General features: G+C 43.8%; 14 protein-coding genes and 1 riboswitch. Of the genes, 11 read left to right on the forward strand and 3 right to left on the reverse strand.

Going from position 1 to position 17,177, the window contains the following annotated elements; genetic code table 11:
• Nucleotides 1-167 precede the first annotated feature (167 nt).
• Both mce and AXI57_RS00985 read left to right on the forward strand, forming a co-directional pair.
• On the forward strand, nt 168-584 hold the full coding sequence (gene mce, locus AXI57_RS00980) for a methylmalonyl-CoA epimerase (RefSeq protein ID WP_061668988.1): 417 nt from the start codon (nt 168-170) through the stop codon (nt 582-584).
• Between the two features lie 77 nt (nt 585-661).
• Nucleotides 662-2,107: a DEAD/DEAH box helicase gene (locus AXI57_RS00985; protein ID WP_061668989.1), complete on the forward strand. Its 1,446-nt coding sequence runs from the start codon at nt 662-664 to the stop codon at nt 2,105-2,107.
• A gap of 165 nt (nt 2,108-2,272) precedes the next feature.
• Here the strand turns inward: AXI57_RS00985 and AXI57_RS00990 are convergent, their stop codons facing one another.
• Entirely contained in the window at nt 2,273-3,517 is a 1,245-nt protein-coding gene (locus AXI57_RS00990) for an MFS transporter (protein WP_061668990.1), read from the reverse strand.
• 249 nt (nt 3,518-3,766) lie between these two features.
• Here AXI57_RS00990 and AXI57_RS00995 point away from each other — a divergent pair, with 249 nt between their 5' ends.
• The 3 genes from AXI57_RS00995 to AXI57_RS01005 all read left to right on the forward strand — a co-directional run bounded on the left by AXI57_RS00995 (nt 3,767) and on the right by AXI57_RS01005 (nt 6,938).
• Nucleotides 3,767-4,444 (forward strand): hypothetical protein, encoded by a 678-nt coding sequence (locus tag AXI57_RS00995; RefSeq protein WP_061668991.1) that lies wholly within the window; start codon nt 3,767-3,769, stop codon nt 4,442-4,444.
• A gap of 147 nt (nt 4,445-4,591) precedes the next feature.
• Nucleotides 4,592-5,425, forward strand: a complete 834-nt coding sequence (licT, locus tag AXI57_RS01000; RefSeq protein ID WP_061668992.1) for a BglG family transcription antiterminator LicT — start codon at nt 4,592-4,594, stop codon at nt 5,423-5,425.
• A gap of 403 nt (nt 5,426-5,828) precedes the next feature.
• The gene (locus AXI57_RS01005; RefSeq protein ID WP_061668993.1) at nt 5,829-6,938 is read left to right on the forward strand and encodes a hypothetical protein; all 1,110 of its coding nucleotides are present in this window, start codon (nt 5,829-5,831) and stop codon (nt 6,936-6,938) included.
• Between the two features lie 62 nt (nt 6,939-7,000).
• Here the strand turns inward: AXI57_RS01005 and citH are convergent, their stop codons facing one another.
• Nucleotides 7,001-8,287 carry a citrate transporter CitH gene (citH, locus tag AXI57_RS01010; protein WP_061668994.1) on the reverse strand — a complete coding sequence of 429 codons (1,287 nt, stop codon included), beginning with the start codon at nt 8,285-8,287 and terminating at the stop codon, nt 7,001-7,003.
• A gap of 274 nt (nt 8,288-8,561) precedes the next feature.
• On the opposite strand from citH, the gene AXI57_RS01015 reads away from it, so the two are divergent.
• The 3 genes from AXI57_RS01015 to AXI57_RS01025 all read left to right on the forward strand — a co-directional run bounded on the left by AXI57_RS01015 (nt 8,562) and on the right by AXI57_RS01025 (nt 11,832).
• A complete protein-coding gene (locus tag AXI57_RS01015; protein WP_061668995.1) occupies nt 8,562-10,631 on the forward strand; it encodes a catalase in 2,070 nt (689 codons plus the stop codon).
• An 86-nt stretch (nt 10,632-10,717) separates the two neighbouring features.
• Nucleotides 10,718-11,005 carry a hypothetical protein gene (locus tag AXI57_RS01020; RefSeq protein WP_003326281.1) on the forward strand — a complete coding sequence of 96 codons (288 nt, stop codon included), beginning with the start codon at nt 10,718-10,720 and terminating at the stop codon, nt 11,003-11,005.
• Nucleotides 11,006-11,154: 149 nt separating this feature from the next.
• Nucleotides 11,155-11,832, forward strand: coding sequence for a DUF3298 and DUF4163 domain-containing protein (locus AXI57_RS01025; protein ID WP_061668996.1), 678 nt, complete (start codon nt 11,155-11,157; stop codon nt 11,830-11,832).
• 53 nt (nt 11,833-11,885) lie between these two features.
• Here the strand turns inward: AXI57_RS01025 and AXI57_RS01030 are convergent, their stop codons facing one another.
• Nucleotides 11,886-13,079, reverse strand: coding sequence for a NupC/NupG family nucleoside CNT transporter (locus AXI57_RS01030; protein WP_061668997.1), 1,194 nt, complete (start codon nt 13,077-13,079; stop codon nt 11,886-11,888).
• Between the two features lie 127 nt (nt 13,080-13,206).
• Nucleotides 13,207-13,308: riboswitch (purine riboswitch) on the reverse strand.
• Between the two features lie 549 nt (nt 13,309-13,857).
• Here AXI57_RS01030 and AXI57_RS01035 point away from each other — a divergent pair.
• From AXI57_RS01035 to AXI57_RS01045, 3 genes are all read left to right on the forward strand, one after another.
• Nucleotides 13,858-14,742 (forward strand): methyltransferase domain-containing protein, encoded by an 885-nt coding sequence (locus AXI57_RS01035; RefSeq protein WP_326938571.1) that lies wholly within the window; start codon nt 13,858-13,860, stop codon nt 14,740-14,742.
• A 263-nt stretch (nt 14,743-15,005) separates the two neighbouring features.
• Nucleotides 15,006-16,451, forward strand: coding sequence for a GntP family permease (locus AXI57_RS01040; protein WP_061668998.1), 1,446 nt, complete (start codon nt 15,006-15,008; stop codon nt 16,449-16,451).
• Between the two features lie 24 nt (nt 16,452-16,475).
• Nucleotides 16,476-17,177, forward strand: coding sequence for a CoA transferase subunit A (locus AXI57_RS01045; protein WP_061668999.1), 702 nt, complete (start codon nt 16,476-16,478; stop codon nt 17,175-17,177).

Raw genomic sequence — 17,177 nt, forward strand, 5'->3', positions numbered from 1 at the left:
AATTATAACTCATATATTTATGAGGCCCTATTTTTTTTCACAAACCTGCCGCGTCAGTTGATAAAGGAAAACAACGCATTTTACATTTTACATTTTTAAAGAAAGCAGCATTTTTAATCACTAACTCCTTTATAATAAACAGTAATACAGATCGCCAGGGGGATAACATGCATATTGACCATATTGGAATTGCGGTAAGAGATCTTGACGGAGCCATCTCATTTTACACAGATATTCTCGGCGCCGAATTAACAGATAGGTATTCCAATCCGGCACCAGGTGTAGAAACACATGTCGCCGTGATAAAGACCGGCCAGGATGTGATTGAGCTTCTTTCACCGACAAGTCCATCCAGTCCGATTGCCGCTTTTTTAAAGCAAAAAGGAAAAGGCGTTCATCACATCGCCTATCGTGTGCCTGATTTGGACAAGTCTATTTCCGAGCTGAAAGAAAAAGGGATGACTTTTTTAGAACACACCTATCGGACAACCCATCTCGGAAGACGGCTGATTTATATGAATCCGAGACATTCAGAAGGCGTGATTACTGAATTATGTGATTATCTGGAAAAAACAAGCTTTTAACATCAAACACATACGCATCACCAATTAGAGTATAATGAAAATATGTGTCATAGAAGCACCATAGAGGGAGTTAATCAATGAGTAAAATCAGTTTTAAAGACTATACATTAAGCGCTGAAATTGTAAGGGCGTTGGAAGGCTTAGGCTACATGAGCCCGACAGAAGTACAGCAAAAGGTAATGCCTCAAGCCCTTGAAAAAAAGGATCTTGTCGTGAAATCACAGACGGGAAGCGGGAAGACGGCTGCGTTTGGCATTCCGATTTGTGAAATGGCGGATTGGGACGAGAATAAGCCGCAGGCGCTGATCTTGACGCCAACCCGTGAACTCGCGGTTCAAGTGAAGGAGGATATCACAAATATCGGCCGTTTTAAGCGAATGAAGGCGGCGGCTGTTTTTGGGAAGTCCCCTTTTGACAAACAAAAAGCCGAACTGAAGCAAAAAACCCATATCGTCGTCGGGACGCCGGGACGTGTGCTGGACCATATAGAAAAAGGAACGTTTCCTTTAGAACGTCTGAAGTATCTGGTGATTGATGAAGCCGATGAAATGCTGAATATGGGGTTCATTGAGCAGGTAGAGGCGATTATTAAGCATTTGCCGCGCGACCGAATGACCATGCTGTTTTCAGCAACACTTCCTGAGGACGTAGAACAGCTTTCACGCAAGTACATGAAGAACCCGGAGCACATTGAAATCAAAGCCGCCGGCCTGACCACAAAACATATTGACCATTCGGTTATTGAAGTCAGAGAAGAACATAAATTCTCCCTTCTCAAAGACGTTCTCGTGACAGAGAATCCGGACAGTTGTATCATATTCTGCCGGACAAAAGAGAATGTGGACAAGCTGTCTGAAGAATTGGATGCTTTGGACTACCCTTGCGACAAGATTCACGGCGGCATGGTGCAGGAAGACCGATTTGATGTCATGAACGAATTCAAAAGAGGCGAGTTCAGATATTTAGCGGCGACTGATGTGGCAGCAAGAGGCATCGACATTGAAAATATCACCCACGTCATCAACTATGATCTGCCTCTTGAGAAAGAAAGTTATGTACACCGGACGGGAAGAACGGGGCGCGCAGGCAACCAAGGAAAAGCGATCACATTTGTCACGCCGTATGAAAAAAGATTTTTAGCTGAAATTGAGGCCTATATCGGATTTGAAATTCCGCAAGCCGAGGCTCCTTCCAGAGAAGAAGTCTCCAGAAAGAAACCGGCATTTATTGAAAAATTGAATGACCGGCCGACGGTTAAAAAGGATAAGAGTGAGCAGCTAAATAAAGATATTATGAAGCTGTATTTTAACGGCGGAAAGAAAAAGAAAATCAGAGCGGTTGATTTTGTAGGAACGATTGCCAAAATTGATGGTGTGACAGCGGACGATATCGGGATTATAACGATACAGGACAATGTCTCCTATGTTGATATCTTAAACGGCAAAGGCCCGCTTGTCTTAAAGGTCATGAAGAAAACGACTGTAAAAGGGAAATTGCTGAAAGTCAATAAAGCGAATAAATAAAAGGAAATGGCCTGGACCCAAGGGGGAACAGGCCATTTTTAAATCAATTAGTAAATTCTCCGTCGTAATCCGCCAGCTTGTCTCTGTAAGCGACACCTTCCTGGGCGATAAATTCAAATCAGACACGCGGTCCGTCAATCGACATAGGACTGGCTTAAAGCTTCGTCACGCATTCTCAGGGACAAACGCCAGAATGATAATCCCAATCACAAACAAAACAATCAAGCTGAATACCGCGCTGGATGAGTCGCCGGTTAACTGGGCGGTAATGGCAACGAGCAGCGGACCCATAATGGAGGCAAACTTTCCGAAAATGTTATAAAAGCCGAAGAATTCGTTGGCGTGTTTTTTCGGGACGAGCTTTGCGAAATAGGAGCGGCTTAATGCTTGAATCCCGCCTTGCGATGTGGCGACAAGCATGGCTAATATCCAGAAATCAAGCGTCGTTTCCAGAAAATAAGCGTAAATACAAACGATCATATAGACAACAATGCCGGCGTACAGCATCGTTTTACCTGTGAATATCTCTGCAAGCCTTCCATATAAAATGGCAAAGGGCGCTGCGACAACCTGAGTGACGAATAGGATGATCAGCAAGTTGGCTGAACTGATACCCAAATCTGATCCATATGAGGTGGACATGGTAATAATTGTTCCCACGCCGTCAATGTAGAAAAAATAGGCGAGAAGGAATAGAAATAGCGCCCTGTATTGCTTGATATGCTTTAATGTTTTGCCGAGGCGCTTGAAGCTGTTCGCAATGAGTTGAGGTTCTCTTTCTATGTAATAACGCTGGTGTACATTTTTTAGTAAAGGAATGGAAAAGAGGCCCCACCATACAGCTGTAATGAGGAAGGCAATTTGGCTTGCGGCTGAGACGGAGAGGGGAATCATCCCTGTCTGTGCACACAAGATCACTGCAATGCTGAGAATGAACGGGATCGCGCTGCCGATATATCCTAAACCGAAGCCGCGGGCGGATACGAAATTCATCCGTTCCTCCGGCGTCACATCGACAAGAAACGCATCATAAAACACATTCGCACCGGCAAAGCCAATTGTGGAAACGGTGTAACATAATAATAAAAGCAGCCAGTGTTCACTTGGGATAAAAGCGAGCAGAGCGGTGCATGAAACACCTAACGTGAAAAAGAAAATAAAAAACTGTTTTTTACATCCTTTGTAATCAGCAATGGCTCCCAAAATGGGTCCGAGCATAGCCAAAATAAATGTTGAAATGGCGATTGTATAGCCTAAATACGCAGTAGAATGAGCGGAGCTGACTCCTGAGCTCTCGGCAGCCGCTTTATAAAATAACGGAAACACGGCAGTTGTGATAATAATAGAATAAGCAGAATTTGCCCAATCATATAGAACCCAGCTGTTCTCTTCTTTCGTAAAACGCTTCATAAACCAGCATCCTCTCCCGATAATGATAGTCTTATTGTATGAGAAAACGAGTGTCTCTTATGGAATATTCATGATGTTTTACAAAATATTTACCGTTTTCTCATCATATGCTTGCTTCGGGCTGTTTACTCCCGCAATGCTAAAGGGCCAAATGATTCTTTTGGTCATTGCTCCTATAAGATATATTTGGTACGATTTAACTACAATTTTACAAAAAATTCTTCTGGCAAGCAGAGAGGAGACTCGATCATGAAGCAACTAGGCTTAATAGTGAGCCTGCTGATCGCTGTCCTTGTGATAAGCGCTAGTGAAAACCATACGCAGGAACCAAAAAAGCAGGTTCAGACACCATCAGAAAAACACCTCATAAAACCGCTGGGACATAAGAAACAGCGGGAATTTGAAGAATATGACAGCGAGATGCAGCTGGCGATCATCTTCAGCTCCGTCATGCAGGTGACGGAGAAGTTTGATTACGGCATCGGCAACCCGGAGTACTTTGTCCGCCGCACCATGACAAAGGAAGAATCAGAAAGCGCCAAGAAAAGCCTTGAAACTGTTAAATTAGAAAAAGACGAATTGCATAAGCAAAACAAAGAGGCTGTTGCCCTCCTTGAAAAATCCCGGCTTAGTGAGAAAAGCCGCAAAGAAAATGAGAAGCTCATCCAAAAGAGAGAAGACTTTTTCGATATCACAGACCAAATGATTGCTTTAATCAACAATGTCACGCCAAAAAACGCCCGGAAAACGAGAAAACAGCTTGATCTGCTAAAGAAACAGTACACCCAAAACAGTATCGATACGGGAAACCTAATGGATAAAATCGCCGATAAACAGGGAGTCGATGATACATCGTTCCGCAAGCATCTCGATCACATCCTTCGTACGAACGGCGGCCGGCAGACGATGTTGACTGACATCTACTAGAGTACCAGAGCTGAGGATATCCTCAGCTTTTTTTACGAAAACAGGTGCTTACCCAAAGATATTGACCTAGTCAAAAAAGAATGTACAATCAAGATGTAACATGTTTTATGAGAAAATCTATAGATAATTAGATGGGAGGGACATGTAGTGAAAATAGCCAAGGTATATAATAATAACGTGGTCAGTGTAATCAATGAGCACGATAAAGAGTCGGTCATCATGGGCAGGGGCATCGCTTTTCAAAAAAAGGCCGGCGATAAAGTGGACGAAGGCCGCATCGAGAAAATTTTCACCTTGGAAAACAAAGATGTATCAGAAAAATTCAAAACTCTTTTATATGAAATTCCGCTTGAGTGTATGGAAGTGTCCGAAGAAATTATAAGCTATGCCAAAATGCGGCTGGGCAAAAAAATCAACGACAGTATATATGTTTCGCTGACTGATCATATTAATTTCGCGATAGAACGCCATAAAAAAGGTTTAGATATAAAAAACGCTTTGTTATGGGAGACAAAAAGGCTCTATAAAGAGGAGTTTTCCATTGGCAAAGAAGCTTTATTGATGGTGGAAAAAAAGACGGGAATCTCTTTGCCTGAGGACGAGGCAGGCTTTATCGCGCTGCATATCGTAAATGCGGAGTTAAATGAAGAAATGCCGAATATCATCAGTATTACGAAAGTCATGCAAGAAACATTAAGTATTGTTAAATACCATTTTAATATCGAGTTTGACGAGGAATCTTTGTATTATTATCGCTTCGTCACCCATTTGAAGTTTTTCGCGCAACGGCTGTTTAACGGAACATACATGGAAAGCAGTGATGATTTCTTATTCGAAACAGTAAAGGAAAAGTATCATCGCGCTTATAAATGCACCGAGAAAATCAAGCAATATATACAAAAGGAATATGATTATGAGCTGACAAGCGAGGAATTGCTGTACCTGACGATTCATATTGAAAGAGTCGTGAAACAAACGTAATGAAAAAAGGGATGTGTTATTTTATTTATAAAATGAAAGCGTTGACATCAAAAGGCTTGTATGGCAGTTTTTATGTAAATCTAAATATCTCGATATTAGGGTTGTTACTGATAAGCAGGCAAAACCTAAATGACTATTAGCGCAGGTGTTCGTTGCTGTCCTTGTAGTGGTTTAGGTTTTTTATTTTCCAAACATGGGGGAATGTGGGATGAGCTATCACAAACTCGCGGCATTTCCAGAGAACTTTTTTGGAGCGCTTCCACTCCCGCTATAAGGTCCCTGAACAAGAATCATACCGGATGGGGACGGAGACGTGAACTTTTTGGAAAATAATCCATAAAAGGTATACAATTCTAGTTATTAACCGATATACTTCATATAAAAGGAGAAGGAGATGGAGTATATGGTGAAAAAGAGAGGGAATTTATGGAGGTCGGCATTGATCTGGACCCTATTATTATCAGTTTTCAGCCTTTTTATATGGACAGACGCTGCCTCTGCCAAAAGCTTGTTACATGAAAAGTCTATCTTAAAGAAACAAGAACAATTGAAAAAGGAAAATGAAACGGAAGACATCTCTTTAAATCAAACAGAAACTCTCGAACTTAAAACGGGGGAAAAACCGTTAAAAGTAACTAAACCTTCTAAAGAAAAAAACTTTGCAGCCAGTTCAGTAAATAGCTCTGATGATCAAGTTTTTAATAATGAATCTTCTCTTAGTGACAGCAATCCGGATGATTTATGGCTTTTTAGCACAACATCTGATAACACGCTCCTGACAAGGGTGCTGTCAGATAATACGGATTATTATTTGCAGTTGTATGTTGTAGACTGGGATACCGGCCAAGCAACTCCATCCAACATTATAAAGTCTGCGGGAGACTTAGTTGTTTTGAAAGAGCTGCCTGCAGGTGATTATTTAATCAGAGTGGCTTCTAATGGCGCCACGGGAGACAAGTATCATATTCAGCTGAATGCCAAAAATCCGGCAAATTTCACATCAGTAAAGTCAGTGACTTCGACTTTACAGCAATTTGTAGCAGGGTATGAAGATGGCTCAATTTATGCGAACGGAACATATATGTATAATGAGGAAACAAAAACAGCTTCATTCAGTTGGGAAAGAGTATTCTATTTTTCTTATGGAGACGGATATAATCAGCGCACTCACTCTATTTCCAGTGTGAAAGTTAAGAATATCTCCGCCCCTATCACCTACAGTTCAAGCTATGCGAGTTCTAGTTCAGCCATCATGGTCTACTTAGATACAAATACATTATTTATGCACCATGTATCGGCTTACAAGACAGGCCAGGGGTATCAAGATTCGTTTGCAGATACACTTGGAAAAACAACCCCAAGACGGCTTGACACAGATGATTTGAATAATTATGGGGATCATATTCTCATAGTAGATTTGAAAACGGGGAAAGCCATTGACTTCTTTAGTGTGTTAAATTACTACTATGCTTCAGGTGTGGAGAGGATACCGACAATTCAATACATGAACTAGGAAACTAACAATGTAAAGAGGCTGTTCAACGGATATTAATACCTGTTGAACAGCCTCTTTTTTTACAGCGAAATGATGCCAATCACCAAAGCGGCAATCGTCATGACAACAGTTGTGCCGATCGCCCATTTTAAAGTGAATTTTTGATGATCGCCGAAACTCACGCCCGCCATTCCCACTAAGAGATAAGTAGATGGAACGAGCGGGCTCAGCAGGTGAACAGGCTGCCCAAGCAAGGAAGCCCTTCCGATTTCAGCGGCATCTATTCCGTAAGCGGACGCCGCTTCAGCAATAATTGGGAGAACCCCGAAATAGTAAGCGTCATTAGACATGAAAAAAGTAAACGGCATACTTGTGATGGCGGTAATCAAAGGCAGGTGCGGCCCCATGGACTCCGGGATGAGTGAAACAAGAGAATGCGCCATAGCGTCTACCATTTCTGTGCCCGAAAGGATCCCGGTAAAAATCCCGGCAGCAAAAACCATGGAAACAACGGCCAAGGCATTTCCAGCATGGGCGGCGATACGTTCCTGCTGTAATTTCAGGTTTGGATAATTGATCATGAGAGCGACAGCGAATGCAGTCATAAAAAGGATGGGAAGCGGAAGCAGGTTTGTCAATAAAGCGACCATTAAACCGATCGTCAGCAAGAGATTAAACCACAACAATCCAGGCCGTTTGAATGGAGATAACTCGATGCCCGCTGCTGCGTCTGGCTGATGGTCCAGCTCAATAATACCGAGTCTGTTCCGCTCCTTTTTCCCAAGGTAATAAGCAACGGCCAAAACCCATATTAAACCGGCGATCATGGCCGGAATCAGAGGAGTGAAGACTTCTGATGTTTCCAGCTTAAGAGAGGTCAATACCCTTGCGGTCGGCCCGCCCCACGGAATAATATTCATCACGCCGGAGCCAAGCATCGCGACCCCCGCTAAAATAAGGCGATTCATGCCAAGCCGTTTATAAAGAGGAAGCATCGCGGCGATTGTGATCATGTATGTCGTCGTTCCGTCGCCGTCTAACGAAATCGCCATTGTCAAAACGGCTGTGCCGACCACAATTTTTAAAGGGTCCCCTTTTACAACTGTTAAGATTTTAGTAATCAGAGGGTCAAACAATCCTGAATCAATCATGATGCCAAAATATAAAATCGCAAATAATAGCATAATGCCTGTCGGCGCAATGGATGTAACCCCATCCAGCATCATATCGCCAAGGTCTTTGGCAAATCCGCCGATAAGCGCAAAAACAATCGGAACCGTAATCAGAGCGATAAGAGCTGAGACCCGATTAGACATAATCAAATACATAAAGACGAAGATCATTAAAAATCCTAACATCGCGAGCATGGACAATCCCCCCTGATCATGTTTTCCAGAAAAAGAAAGCGCTTACCGTAATGTGGTCAATCAGACTTCAGGTGCTTGGTCTCTTTAACATGTCATTCAAAAACATGTTGTCCTATTTATGTATGAATCAAATGATGTATATATGCCAGTGAATCAGGATGGCTGGATTTATCCCAGAAATGAGTCTGGAAGTAGTTTATACGAAGCGGTGAAAGGGTAATCGTACAGTAGATATTTTTGAATATGGAATGATGAAAATCAGGGGGAACAAAACATGAGCAAAGACCACGAACGTAAGGGCGTCAATGAACATAGCAAGGACGAGCAGTTAGAGCAATACCGAATGGATAACAGAGGGAAAAAAATGACCACAAACCAGGGGTTGCGTGTGTCCGAGGATGAACATTCCTTAAAAGCGGGTGTCCGCGGTCCTACTCTGATGGAGGATTTTCATTTTCGGGAAAAGATGACCCACTTTGACCATGAACGGATTCCTGAGCGGATTGTGCACGCACGCGGGTATGGAGTACATGGTTATTTTCAGGTATACGAGCCGATGACAGAATTCACACGGGCGAAATTTCTTCAGGATCCTTCGGTGAAAACACCAGTATTTGTCCGGTTTTCTACGGTTGCGGGCTCAAAGGGTTCAGGCGACACAGTCCGTGACGCCAGAGGCTTTGCGACGAAATTTTATACAGAGGAAGGCAACTACGACCTGGTAGGAAACAACATTCCGGTTTTCTTCATTCAGGATGCCATTAAGTTTCCGGATTTGGTGCACGCGTTTAAGCCTGAACCTCACAATGAGATGCCGCAGGCTGCGACAGCCCATGATACGTTTTGGGATTTTGTCGCCAATAACCCGGAATCCGCCCACATGGTAATGTGGACGATGTCAGACAGAGGCATTCCCCGCAGCTACCGAATGATGGAGGGCTTCGGCGTTCACACATTCCGTTTTGTAAATGATCAAGGGAAAGCGCGTTTTGTGAAATTCCATTGGAAGCCTGTGCTCGGTGTCCACTCTCTCGTTTGGGATGAGGCCCAGAAAATTGCCGGAAAAGACACCGATTTCCATCGTCGTGACCTTTGGGAAACAATTGAAAACGGAGGCATTGTTGAATACGAGCTTGGCGTGCAAATGATCGACGAAGAGGATGAATTTAAGTTTGACTTTGATATTCTCGATCCGACTAAGCTTTGGCCTGAAGAAATTGTGCCGGTGAAGCTCATTGGTAAAATGACGCTGAACCGCAACCAAGACAATGTGTTTGCAGAAACAGAGCAGGTAGCGTTCCACCCTGGCAATGTCGTGCCGGGCATTGACTTTTCGAATGACCCGCTCCTGCAGGGACGACTTTTCTCGTATACGGATACACAGCTGATCCGTCTTGGCGGACCGAACTTCCATGAGATTCCGATCAACCGCCCTGTATGTCCGTTCCATAACAATCAGTATGACGGCTATCACCGAATGACGATTAACAAAGGGCCTGTCGCTTACCATAAAAACTCTCTTCAAAACAATGATCCGTCGCCGGCGACAGAGGAAGAAGGCGGATACGTCCATTATCAAGAGAAAGTGGAAGGCAGAAAAGTCCGCCAGCGCAGTGAGAGTTTCGAAGATTACTTTTCACAGGCGAAGCTGTTCTGGAACAGCATGTCCCCTGTTGAGAAGCAGCATATCATTTCCGCATTTCGTTTTGAAGTCGGAAAGGTGAAGAGCAAGGATGTGCAGCAGCAGGTTGTAGACTTGTTCGCCAATGTCGACGCCACGCTTGCAGAACATATCGCGGAAGGCCTTGGTGCAACGCCGCCAGATAAAAACAAGGAATCAAACGAATCGTTTCATTCTCCCGCTTTAAGTCAGGCCAATACGGTCAAAACACCGGTATCCAGACAGGTCGCCGTTCTCGTGGAAAACGGCTTCCATGGCGATGAAGTGCAGCAAGTATTGGATGCACTGAAACAGGCGGGTATCCGAGCGGATATCATCAGCCAAACCTTAGGAACAGTCACAAGCGAAGACGGCCGGGAACTCGAAGTCACCGCGACCTTCCTGACAACTGATTCGGTCTTGTATGACGCGGTCTATGTCGCAGGCGGCAAGCAAAGCACCGCCCAAACACAAAAAGCGGCAAAAGGTTTCATTAATGAAGCCTACAGCCACTACAAAGCAATCGGAGCGGCGAACGAGGGAGTGGAGCTGCTTGCCCTTGCGGCTGGTTCAACGGAAGAACCGGGTCTCGTAACAGCCAAAGACGAAAAAGACCTGGCACGCTTCAATCAGGCGTTTATTGAGGCGATTGCAGAGCATCGTCATTGGAATAGACAGGTATAATTCCAATCTCAATGCATTCATATTTACACTGCACTCAGGCTAAGGTATCTTTAGAACAAGATACTTTTGTGTAAGGAGCAGAAAAAATGAACGAAAAACAGCTCGCCGAGTATTACGAACGCGATGAAAATATGATGATTTTAGTATTTGCCCAATGGTGTGTAAATAACGACCTTGATCCCTTGGAGCTATACCAAAAAGCGTATCCGCAGCAAAAATTGAATGAAAGCCTGAAAAAAACCGTTGATGAACTGGTCGTGCCGAAAGCTGAATCAGAACGCATTCCGGATCAGTCCGTCCTCGCCGTTCTTGAAATGTTCGGCAACTCTGATTTGGCTGAGGCTGTTCAAGAAGCGATTGCAGCAAGACCATAAAGAGACACGGAGTCATCTGTGTCTCTTTTTTGTGCGAAAAATTACTCATTTAGACCTAGAAACTTCTTTTCAGCTTCGCGGGTCTATAAAGTGTACCTTTTCTAAAAAAGGGAAACATAAAAAGGAAAAAAATAAAGGAGGCAAAAGAAATGAACAAATGTTTGAAAGCATCCGCCGCAGTGATTACGGTTATGCTGTTCATGGCGATGTTCGCAGGCGGGGCAGCCCCTTCGGCACAAGCGGCGCAAGCGAAAAAACCGTCCGTCACCAGCCATACGTACAAAAACATCAAGGAATTAACGTATCCCCAGGTGAAAAACACAGGCAATGCGTCTTTCGAAAAGAAAATCAATCAAGAGTTTAAAAACTATATCCAAGCCTCACATCAAGAATATGTAAAAAATAAAAAAGACGGGGAAAAACAAGGTTACAAAACCGAATACCAAACTGCGTTTGAAGTGAAATATAACAATGCCGGCAAGCTGAGCATTCAGACGGAAAATTATATTTATTCAGGAGGCGCCCACGGTTTGACCGCAGTTCAATCTTTCAACTATGACCTTCAAGCCGGTAAACGAGTAACACTGAACGGTGTGCTGAATTCAAAAGCCAAAATGGATAAAACCAAAGATTATCTGTATCACTATATCAAAAACCATGATACCCATTTTGATCCGAACGTGAAGAAGAAGGATATCATTCTTACGAAAGACACTCCGTTTTACTTCACAGCAGAGGGAATCGCCATTGTATTCCAACAGTATGAATTAGGGCCATACGCCGCCGGAATCCGGGACGTGCGAGTGCCTTACTCTGTTTTTCAATAGAGCATTCATATAAAAAAAGCCATATCACCCGCATAGGTGATATGGCTTTTCATTTACCACACAAACAATCCGACAATCGCAGCGCTTAATAAGGATACCGCGATTCCGCTGACGAGCAGCTTCCATACGTTTTTTCCGATAACGGTGGATTTTTCATCGTCAAGGATCGAGTTGTATGTTCCGTAAATCATACCGACTGTGCTGAAGTTGGCAAATGACGTCAGGAATGTCGTCGCCACCGCAATGGTATGAGGCGGAAGCGTATCGAGATTCTGTTTCAGGTCGATCATCGCGACAAACTCATTCGTTGCCAATTTCATTCCCATCAGCTGAGCGACATACATCGCGTCGTGTACTGGCAATCCAAATAGAAACGCGAAAGGACTGAAGAGGTAAGCAAAAATCGTCTGGATCGTCAGGCCGTGAACAAAAACGCCGAGAATTCCATTTACCGCCGAAGTTAAGGCCACATACCCGATGACCATTGCCAAGATCACGATGACCATGTTCATTCCGACAAGCATACTGTTAGAAATCGTAGAGAAAAAGTCTTTCTTCTCTTCTTTCGGCGGTGTATAGATGATGTCTTCATCTTCAGGAACATGCACAGGGTTCAGCAGGTTTGCGATAACCAGTGCGTTTAAGCAGTTTAAAGGAATCGCTGTAAACACATATGTCGCGGGCACCATGGAAAGGTAAGATCCAATAATGGAGCCGCTGATGCTGCTCATGCTCATTAATCCGAATGTGAGCAGGCGGTTGCCGTTTAAGACGGCGAGCTGCTGGCGAATAACCGCCAGTGCTTCTGTATTTCCTAAAAACATCATTTGAATGGAGAAAAAGCTTTCTAATTTCGGCAAGCGAGAAGCTTTGGATATCACCCAGCCAATTTTATCAATCAGCCAAGGCAAAATGCCGAAGTATGTTAAAATATCAAAAAATGTCACAATGAAAATAATTGGAAGAAGTGCGCTGAAGAAAAAGTCTACCGTTTCATTTGCCATCACAGAAGGGAAAGCAAATGCGATACCGTCGCTGGCGCAAGAGATCAGCCACGTGAAGAAATTTCCAATTTGTCCGATGGCCCAGCTGCCGATTTTTGTTCCCAGCATAAACCAAGTAATGAGCAATTCCAGAACAATCAGTGTAATGATCGGACGCCACTTGATTTTCTTTTTCTGCGGGGAACATAGGAAAACGATTGCCATAATTACAATAAGACCGACAAGATTTAATAAAAAGTACATGATAGCAACTCCTATGAAGTTTATTATGGAAACAAAAAAAGCTCTTATTCATCACAAATTCTGGAAATGCAGAAAGCGTGAAAAATAAGAGCAAACAGAAAAGAACTTGTCCTTTTCAACTCGTTCGAATTTATTCAAACTCCCTTGTAGTCTAGTTTTTTACGGTTACTAGGTAGAAACAATCAGACCTTATTACTGATTATATACAAGAATGTCTTTTTTCTAAGATGATAGCAGTATTTTATCCTTTCAATTTTTTAAAATCAACCTTTTTGGGTATTTTCAAAATAATAAATTATTAATCTATAACCGGAGAAAATAAAGGGAAAACGTTTGAGATTGTTATGCTGAAATGACTTTGTGATGAAGTGAAAAAGTTGTTCAGTCAAAAAAGAAAACTTTTCGTCTGTTGACCAATTCATTCAACTAGCGGAAGAAGGCAGATGACAAACACCTGATGATACGGCCGAGTGATTAATCGACCTGCTTCTCAGTGAAGAATTTGGAAGTCAGACTGTTATAGAGGATCTCTGGTTCCTGTTTCTTGATGATTGCGTTTAATTTAAGAGCTTGCTATGATAAATTTGGGCTTTGTGCCTAGCTTTAAAATGCAAAGGAGCACCTCTCTATGATTATCCAATTCATTCGTTACAGATAGTAAGAGGTATAGATGATTTTCATCCGAGTCATATTTTTTTCACGATATGATGCGGGTTTATTTGTCTATGCCTTTTTCATTTATCTCAAAACGAATGAATGAGGTGTTTTTTTGTCTGCAATCAGTAAAAAATTAAAACGAGCGGCATATATAAGTAAATGTGAATCTATATTTAAATGTCCAATATGCAGTTCTCCAATGAAGCTATGGGAATGTAAGAGTTTAGTATGTACCCATCACAGCCATACGTTTGATTTGACGAAGCAAGGGTATGTCAATTTCCTGAAGAAACCGGTAAAAAGCCGTTATGGAACGGAACTTTTCGAAGCGAGAAGGAAGCTGATGTCAGAAAGCGATTTTTTCGCTCCTCTTCTTCAGGCGATAGCCAATATCATCATCAGCCGGCAAGCCCGTAAAGAGTCATTAACGATCTTGGATATGGGATGCGGAGAAGGCTCGCATTTATCTGCGCTGTCCGACCGCATAAGTTTTGAACTCGGGAAATCCGTGACAGCAGCCGGTATTGATATCTCGAAGGAAGGGATCCTGACGGCCTCCAAGAATTTTGATGATAAGATTTGGGCGGTAGCTGATTTGGCTGATACGCCGTTTCAAGACAGGCAATTTGATGTGATCCTTTCCATTTTTTCGCCCTCCAATTATGCAGAATGCAGCAGGCTCCTGAATGAAGGCGGACTCATGATAAAGGTTTTGCCTCAACGTGATTATTTAAAAGAGCTTAGGCAATATTTCTTTGCGGATACAGAGAAGCATACGTACTCGAATACAGGAATGATTGACCGTTTCATTCAGAATCATCAAGTTGTGAATCAAGAGAGGCTGCGTTATACAAAGAACCTCAGCCAACCAGCCCTTGAATCACTCGTTCAAATGACTCCTTTAACATGGTCAAGTTCTAAGGAGAAAATCAATCAGTTCCTGCAAAAAGAATCAGCCGATATAACGGTTGATGCAGATATCCTAGTCGGAAGCAAACAGATGTAGGTGAAAAAGAGGCAGTCCATAGAACGGGGCTGCCTTTTCATTCCGTAAATACGGAAATTTCCGATATTCCGGAATGGTTTTCGCCCATTTTCCGAAAATGCGGAACATACAGCGGAATAAAGATCGGAGCGCAACCCAATAAAGCTGTGAAAATAGTAAACGTTTGGCCATTGACGTAAAACTGGCACAGTTTTTGCTTTAATATTAGGCGAAAAAGGTTATTGTAAGCGCTTACTATCTATATACAGAAAAGAGGGGTGTTTGTGGACATTATTATTATTCTTTTGGCATTAGGCTTGCTGATGTTTGTGGCTTATCGGGGTTTTTCCGTGATTTTGTTTGCTCCGATTTGTGCGCTGTTTGCTGTGCTGCTGACAGATCCAAGCTTCGTACTTCCTTTCTTCTCGAATATATTTATGGAGAAAATGGTAGGATTCATTAAGCTGTATTTTCCAGTCTTTCTTCTAGGGGCCATTTTTGGAAAGGTTGTTGAAATGTCCGGGCTCGCTGAGTCGATTGCAAAAACGATCGTCAGGCTTGTGGGGGCGAAAAGAGCCATTCTCGCCATCGTCTTAATGGGTGCGATTTTAACGTACAGCGGTGTCAGCCTCTTCGTCGTGGTTTTTGCCGTCTATCCATTCGCCAAGAACTTATTTAAGGAGGCTGATATCCCGAAGCGCCTGATACCGGGAACGATTGCTCTGGGCGCATTCACCTTTACGATGGATGCGCTGCCGGGTACGCCGCAGATTCAGAATGTCATCCCGACGACGTTTTTTAAAACAGACATTTATGCGGCTCCCTGGCTCGGACTGATTGGCGCTGCTTTTGTGTTGGCTGCTGGGATGCTTTATTTAGAATCCCGGCGCAAAAAAGCTGAAAAAACAGGGGAGGGCTATGCAGGATTCCAATCGGAAATTTCTGCTGCAAAGGAAACCTCAGATCTGGCTGCTGAGAAAAATACGCCAGCTTTGTCGCCAAAGACAGAAACCTGTATCACGAGACAAGTGCTCGCCTTTGTTCCGCTTATCCTTGTCGGGGTAATGAACAAATGCTTCACCATGTGGTTTCCTCAATGGTATCCCAATGGATTTGATTTTGCGTCCATCGGCTTGGAGGCGTTCGGGAAAATTGAGCTTTCCTCCGTCGTTGCCATCTGGTCAGTGGAACTGGCGCTGCTGATCGGCATTATCACAACGATTTTGTTCGATTGGAAAAAAGTGCTCGTCAATTTGAAGGAAGGGCTGAATGAGGGGATCGGGGGCGCCTTGCTGGCTTCGATGAATACAGGAGCCGAATACGGATTTGGCGGCATCATTGCGGCGCTGCCGGGTTTCAAAATGGTCAGCAATGGCATATCGCAGACGTTTACTGATCCGCTTGTCAATGGAGCGGTGACGACCACAACACTGGCTGGGATTACAGGATCGGCATCAGGCGGAATGGGCATTGCTTTAAGCGCGATGTCAGAAAAATATGTGGAAGCGATCAATACATTTCACATTCCGCCGGAGGTCATGCACCGGGTGATCTCAATGGCGTCCGGCGGGATGGACACTCTTCCGCATAATGGCGCCGTCATTACGCTGCTGGCGGTTACCGGATTAACCCACCGCCAATCATACAAGGATATCTTTGCGATCACCATCATCAAAACAATCGCAGTGTTTGTGATCATCGCCATTTACAGCCTGACGGGCCTTGTGTAAACAAAAAAGAAAGGGGAAGTGAGTATGGGGAAGGGAAAAGTAATGGAGTCGTATAAGGAAGCTGCCGAATTGATCAAGGATGGAGACACTCTCATCGCAGGAGGTTTCGGCCTGTGCGGCATCCCAGAGCAATTAATTCTTGCGATCAGGGACAGCGGGGTAAAAGACTTAACCGTTGTCAGCAATAACTGCGGCGTCGATGACTGGGGATTAGGCCTGCTGCTTGCGAATCAGCAGATCAAAAAAATGGTCGCATCCTATGTGGGAGAAAACAAAATCTTTGAACGGCAATTTTTAAGCGGAGAGCTGGAAGTCGAATTGGTTCCCCAAGGAACGCTGGCCGAAAGAATTCGGGCGGGCGGCGCGGGCATCCCGGGATTTTATACTGCTGCGGGAGTCGGAACAACGGTCGCCGGGGGAAAGGAACATAAAACATTTGACGGACGCACCTATCTATTGGAGAAAGGGATCACAGGGGACGCCGCCATTGTAAAAGCGTGGAAAGCCGATCCGCTGGGCAACCTTGTGTTCAGAAAGACGGCGAGAAACTTCAATCCGCTCGCTGCAATGGCAGGCAAGGTAACGATTGCGGAAGCAGAAGAAATCGTTGATGTCGGAGAGCTTGATCCGGATCATATTCATACGCCAGGTATCTTTGTGCAGCACGTGCTGCTCGGCACGACTGATGAAAAGCGGATTGAGCGCCGCACCGTTCAACAAGCATGA

Source organism: Bacillus atrophaeus (assembly GCF_001584335.1).
GTDB classification, from domain to species: domain Bacteria; phylum Bacillota; class Bacilli; order Bacillales; family Bacillaceae; genus Bacillus; species Bacillus atrophaeus.